Origin of the sequence: Streptomyces sp. NPDC059003 (genome assembly GCF_042740445.1) — a bacterium.
Classification (GTDB): domain Bacteria; phylum Actinomycetota; class Actinomycetes; order Streptomycetales; family Streptomycetaceae; genus Streptomyces.
Genome location: NZ_JBHYJH010000315.1, coordinates 1 through 5,740, shown reverse-complemented (window position 1 = coordinate 5,740; position 5,740 = coordinate 1). Strand labels below are relative to the sequence as shown.

The following is a 5,740-nucleotide window of genomic DNA, read 5'->3' as shown; positions in this document are numbered from 1 at the left end:
CGTTACCGGACCGTATAGTATAAAACGCCGGCTCCCTCGACCCCCGCCTCCTCGCCAAGCACGGCAGCGCCACCGCGAAGGCGCTGGTGGAGTCCGCACTGTGGGAAGCCTCGCTGTTCGAGGAACACGGCTTCACAGACCTGAAGATCGCGGTCAAGCACCACGACCCGCTGACCGTGGTCGCCGCCAACCGGCTGCTCGCCGCAGCCTGCGACTACCCCCTGCATCTCGGCGTCACCGAAGCCGGACCCGCCCTGCAAGGCGCGGTCAAATCCGCGGTCGCCTTCAGCATCCTCCTGGCGGAGGGTATCGGGGACACCATTCGTGTATCGATCTCCTCCGACCCGGTGGAGCAGGTCAAGGCCGGCATCCACATCCTCGCCTCGCTCGGGCTGCGCCCCCGCAGGCTGGAGATCGTCTCGTGCCCCGGCTGCGGCCGCCTCCAAGTCGACATCCACCACCTCGCCAACCGAGTCGAAGCCGCCTTCACCGGCTTCCCCCACCCCCTGCGCATCGCGGTGATGGGCTGCATCGTCAACGGCCCCGGCGAATCGAGGGAAGCAGACCTCGGGGTCTCCTGCGGCAACGGCAAGGGCCAGATCTTCGTCCACGGCCAGGTGATCGCCACCGTCCCCGAAGCCCAGATCGTCGACCGGCTGGTGGAAGAAGCACTCCGCCTGGTCGGCCACGCCCCCGGCAGCAACGAGGAGGGGGCCCGCCCATGAGCGCCTCCCCGGCCATACCGGTCACCGCCCCGCTGGACCTGCCGGGTATCCGCACGGCCGTCGATGCCGTGCTGAAGTCCTTCCTGGCCAACAAGGCGGCAACGGCCGCCGACGGCGGTCTGCCCGGCGAGGTCACCGAGCTGCTGCACGACTTCATCTTCGCCGGCGGCAAACGGCTCCGTCCCCTGCTGTGTGTCCTGGGCTGGCACACCGCCAGCAACAACACGAGCGGCAGCAGCCCGGCCCAGGCGGTGCAGGTGGGTGCGGCCCTGGAGATGTTCCACGCCTTCTGCCTCATCCACGACGACATCATGGACCACTCCACCACCCGCCGCGGACAGCCCACCCTCCACCACACCCTCGCCGCCCGCCACCGCACGGGCCGCACCCGCGCCCTGGCCGACGACCTCGGCACCAGCGCCGCCATCCTCACCGGCGACCTCGCCCTGCTGTGGTCCGACGAACTCCTCCACGACCCCCACCACGGCCTGAAACCGGACCAGCGCGAACACGTCGAACCACTCATCGACCTCATGCGCGGAGAGGTGATGTACGGCCAGTACCTCGACCTCATCGCCACCGGATACCCCACCCCCGACACCGCACCAGCCCTGGCCATCATCCGCTACAAAACCGCCAAATACACCATCGAACGCCCCCTGCACATCGGCGCGGCCCTTGCCGGAGCCGACGACCCTCTCATGCACCAGCTCTCCGCCTTCGCGCTGCCGCTGGGCGAAGCGTTCCAGCTCCGCGACGACCTCCTCGGCGCCTTCGGCCACCCCGAACACACCGGCAAACCCGCCCTGGACGACCTGCGCGAAGGTAAACACACCGTCCTCATCGCCCACGCCCTCCAAGCCGCGGACGACACCCAGACGCGGCTGCTGCACGGCCTATACGGCAACCCCCGCCTCGACGAGAAGAACGCAGAGACCGTGCGGGCAGTGCTGCGGGCCACCGGAGCGGACCAGACCGTCGAGCACATGATCACCCAACGGTATGAGCAGGCCCTCACCGCACTCGACCATCTGCCCGCTCCCGCCGGGGCACTCCACCAGCTGCGAGCCCTGGCCGACAAGACCGTCTGGAGGGTGTCATGACAGCCAGCACCACATCAACGCACGGCCCCAGCAGGCGGGTTCTGCTGTCGCCGATTCCATTGGACCCGAGTCTGGGGGGACTCATCCTGGCGCTGCACCGGGTCTTCGACCCGCCGCGGCACGCGCCTCCCGCCCTGACACCTACTCGCCTCGCCTGCTGCTCATCGACTTCGAACCGCTGCCCGACACCTCCGCAATCCGTGCCTCCACTTCGACCCGCCGATAGGGATGCATGATGACCTACCCTTCACCGATCCCCCGTGCACCAGGCGCGCTGCCCATGGTCGGCCATCTTGTGCCGTTGATGCGCGATCCCCTGCGCTTTCTGGTCTCCCTGCCCGCCCATGGCAACCTGGTCCAAGTCCGCTTCGCGCGGACAGCCGTCGTTGTTGTCTGCGATCCGGCACTGACACGTCAGGTCCTGCGCGACGACCGAACCTTCGACAAGGGCGGCCTCTTTTACGAGCGTTGCCGGGGAGTACTCGGCATCGGCAATGGCCTGTCGACCTGTCCCCACTCTTCACATCGGCGGCAACGGCGTCTGGTCCAGCCCGCCTTCCATCCTGCCCACCTGCCCCTCTACGCGCAGGCGGTGATCGCTCAGGCCAACGAAATGACAAGGGCTTGGCACCCTGGCCAGGTCCTGGACGTACCCACGGAGATGATGGCGCTCACTTCCAGAATCCTGGCCACCACCCTGTTCTCCGACGCTCTCCCGGCCCCCGCACTGTGTCCCCTGGTCAACGACGTCTCCTTCCTCATCGGCAAGGTGTATCGGCGCATGCTCACGCCGAAATGGCTGCCCCTGCTGGGCAATCGCCGCTACGACCGATCACGCGATCGAGTCCGCCGCGTCCTCAAGGACGCTGTCGGCGACCGCCACGCTGACCCCAGCAGCCTGCTGTCGGCTCTGTTGACCGCCCGTGACAACGAGGCCCCGGGCGAGGCAGCGGCGCTGTCCGGCTCTGAGATTGCCGACAACCTTGTCACGTTACTTCATTGGCGGCGCGGAGACCGTAGCCGTCGTCCTGGCGTGAGCCCTGTACCTCCTTGCCCAGCACCCCGATATCGCCAGGCACCAGAGCACCGAAGTCCAAACCGTCCTCAACGGCCAACCGGTCACCTACGAGGACCTGTCCCGGCTGGACCTGACCAGCCGTATCATCATCGAAACCCTGCGCCTGTGGCCGCCCGCCTGGATCCTCACGCGCACCATCACCACGGACACCCAACTCGGCAGCCACTGCCTGCCCGCTGGCACTACCATCGCCTACAGCCCCTACCTCATCCACCGCCGCAGCGACCTCTACCCCGACCGATGGATCTACAAACACGCCCTGCCGCGAGGGACATTCGTCCCTTCCGGAGGGGCGCCCGCAAATGCATCGGCGACACCCTCGGCATCACCGAAGCAACCCTCATCCTGGCCACCATCACCCAGCGCTGGCACCTCAAACTCAGCCCCAGCCAACGCGTCCGCCCCGCCCCTGTCGGAACGCTGCACCCCCGCGGCCTGCGAATGCTGGTGTGTCAACGGATCTGTGGTGTGTAACGAATTAGCTCTCCAGAGCGCCGTTGGAAATGTTCCACGCTTTCTGTTCATTCATGACGATGTCGACGATGTCTTGGACAACTCCGCCATGGGTGAGGAGGGTATGATGGACCCGACCGAGATGGCCAGGCTGCGCTATCCGTTTCCCAGCCTGATGAACCCCCACGCTGAGGCGCTGCAGCAGCACACCGACCGGGCGTGGATCGACGGGGAGTGGGCGGGCATCGTGCCGCCCGAGATCGCCGAAGGATTCAAGAAGGTCAAGACCGCCTACATGACGGCATCCTTCTTTCCGTCAGCGACCTGGGAGCGTCTGATCCCGCTGGCCCGGATGATGCTGTTCTCCCTCTACCAGGATGACGTGTACGAGCACGCCACCCCTAATCAGGTGCGGCACCTGCGGCAGCAGACGGTGGCCGTCGCCCGGGGCGAGATCACGCCACAGGAAGCGGGGGTGCCGCTCGCCCGGGCGATCGCGCAGATCCGCACCGGTGCCCTCTCCTTCATCCCGCCCGCCTCGGTGGCGCGGTGGGCCGATGACCTCGACCTGTACTTCCAGGGCCTGGAGGCCGAGACCACGCACCTCGCAGCCGGCACCGTCCCGGGCATCGAGGAGTACATGGCCATGCGGGAGAAGGCGCTGATGATCCACCCGTTCCTGGCCCTGAAGGAGATCGAGACCGGCACCGTCCTGCCGGAAAAGATCCATGGCCACTCCGTCATCCGGCGGCTGAAATCACTCACCGTACGGATCACCGGCTGGTTCAACGAGTTCCAGTCCTACGACAAAGACATGCGCACCGGCATGGGGAACGTGAACTTCATCAACGTCCTGGCCCACCACCACCGCATCCGGATAGACCAGGCCCGCGAGGAGATGTTCGCCATCCACGACCGCGAACTGGACGAGTTCGTCCGCCTTCAGCACCACCTTCCGGACTTCGGCAGATGGACAGACCCGGTCGCCCAGCACATCCACCACTTCAGTTTCGTGATTTCCGGCTGGCGAGGCGTCGACCAACACGTCCACCGCTACGACCCCGAGTACTACCCCGACCAGGACACCCTCTGCGCCACCGCAGGAAAGGACCCGACATGACCAGCACCGAGCGCCAAGACCCGACCGCCCCCGGCCAGTCCGACACCGGCGAGGAACTCGTCATCCCCCGCCTGACCTACCCATGGCCAACCATCGACAGCCTGCTGGCCGACGCGCTCGACGACGAGACCTTCCGCTGGTACGACGAAGACTACGCGGACATGTTCCCCAATCCGGCCGACCGGGAACGCTACCGCAAGCAGCTGCTCTCCCGGGTCACCCCGTATATGTTCCCGACCACCAACGACGTCGACCGACTGCGTCCGGCCGCCCGCTGGATGAACTACATCACGCTGATGGACGACTTCTTCGACCTCACCCCGGCAGAGGAGATCGCCCCGCTGCGCGACCGCATCTATCAGGTCATGACCGGGCGTGACGATCCCAGGCCCGGGGAACTGGGCCTGCTGCGGCAGATGGCCGCTGCAAGGGAAGAATTCCGCCGGTACGCGCCGCAGTTCTGGATCGACCGGATGGCGCTCAGCTACTGGCAGTACATCCACTACGGGCTAATGGAGGAGGTCGCATTTCGCAGGCAGGGCATCTATCCGTCGGTCTACCGCTGCCGCATGATCCGCATGCACTCCATCGGCATGCGGCCCTTCGCCGACCAGCTTGAGCCGGTCACCGGCGTGCTGCTGCCAGCCGACGTCTTCAACCACCCGGTCATCCAGCGGCTCAGAGACCTTCAGGCGTGCGTCATCTTCCTCCAGAACGACATCAGCTCCCTGCACAAGGAACTCGCCCTCGGACAGAACGAGGTGGTCAGCCAGATCCTGAGCATCCGCCACCACCGCCAGGTGAGCCTCCAGCAGGCCGTCGACGAAACGGTGGCCATGCACAATCGGGACGTGGAGGAGATGTGGTCCCTCCAGCAGTGCCTCCCCGACTTCGGCCCCCACCAAGCAGCAGTGGAGAACTACGTGCAGCACCTGGGGATCCAGATCGCCGGGCTTCAGAACTGGTACGACCAGATCGGCCGGCAGTTCCGGTACGGCTACGGTGGGTTCGTCACCGCTCAGTACGGCCGGGAAGAGATCAAGATCAAGACGAAGATGGCCTACGTCAACCCTGACGGCACCCCGTACGAGCCGCCGCGCATTTACGGATACGGCTGGGAGGAGCGCTCTGCCGGAGCCATCGACGACGCCCTGCGATATGTCAACGAGAACGGCACCCCTTGGCAGGGCCAGGCGAAAGCCGATTGACTTCCACTCGATTCGTTGCAGGCATTCATGGGCAGTTTCGGCTCAATACGCCC

The 5,740-nt window shown here is 66.1% G+C and carries 3 protein-coding genes and 3 pseudogenes; all 6 read left to right on the top strand.

Going from position 1 to position 5,740, the window contains the following annotated elements:
• Positions 1–23: 23 nt before the first annotated feature.
• Positions 24–725 (top strand): annotated as a pseudogene (locus tag ACFWZ5_RS44325) (flavodoxin-dependent (E)-4-hydroxy-3-methylbut-2-enyl-diphosphate synthase); the annotation flags it as partial.
• Positions 722–1,828: a polyprenyl synthetase family protein gene (locus ACFWZ5_RS44320; protein WP_384892801.1), complete on the top strand. Its 1,107-nt coding sequence runs from the start codon at positions 722–724 to the stop codon at positions 1,826–1,828. The pseudogene ACFWZ5_RS44325 and the gene ACFWZ5_RS44320, both read left to right, overlap by 4 nt.
• A gap of 232 nt (positions 1,829–2,060) precedes the next feature.
• Positions 2,061–2,750, top strand: a pseudogene (locus tag ACFWZ5_RS44315) (cytochrome P450); the annotation flags it as partial.
• Positions 2,751–2,868: 118 nt separating this feature from the next.
• Positions 2,869–3,084: pseudogene (locus ACFWZ5_RS44310) on the top strand (cytochrome P450); the annotation flags it as partial.
• 384 nt (positions 3,085–3,468) lie between these two features.
• Entirely contained in the window at positions 3,469–4,479 is a 1,011-nt protein-coding gene (locus ACFWZ5_RS44305) for a terpene synthase (protein WP_384892798.1), read from the top strand.
• Positions 4,476–5,687: a terpene synthase family protein gene (locus tag ACFWZ5_RS44300; RefSeq protein ID WP_384892795.1), complete on the top strand. Its 1,212-nt coding sequence runs from the start codon at positions 4,476–4,478 to the stop codon at positions 5,685–5,687. Before ACFWZ5_RS44305 ends, ACFWZ5_RS44300 begins: the two co-directional genes overlap by 4 nt.
• The last annotated feature ends 53 nt before the right edge of the window (positions 5,688–5,740 follow it).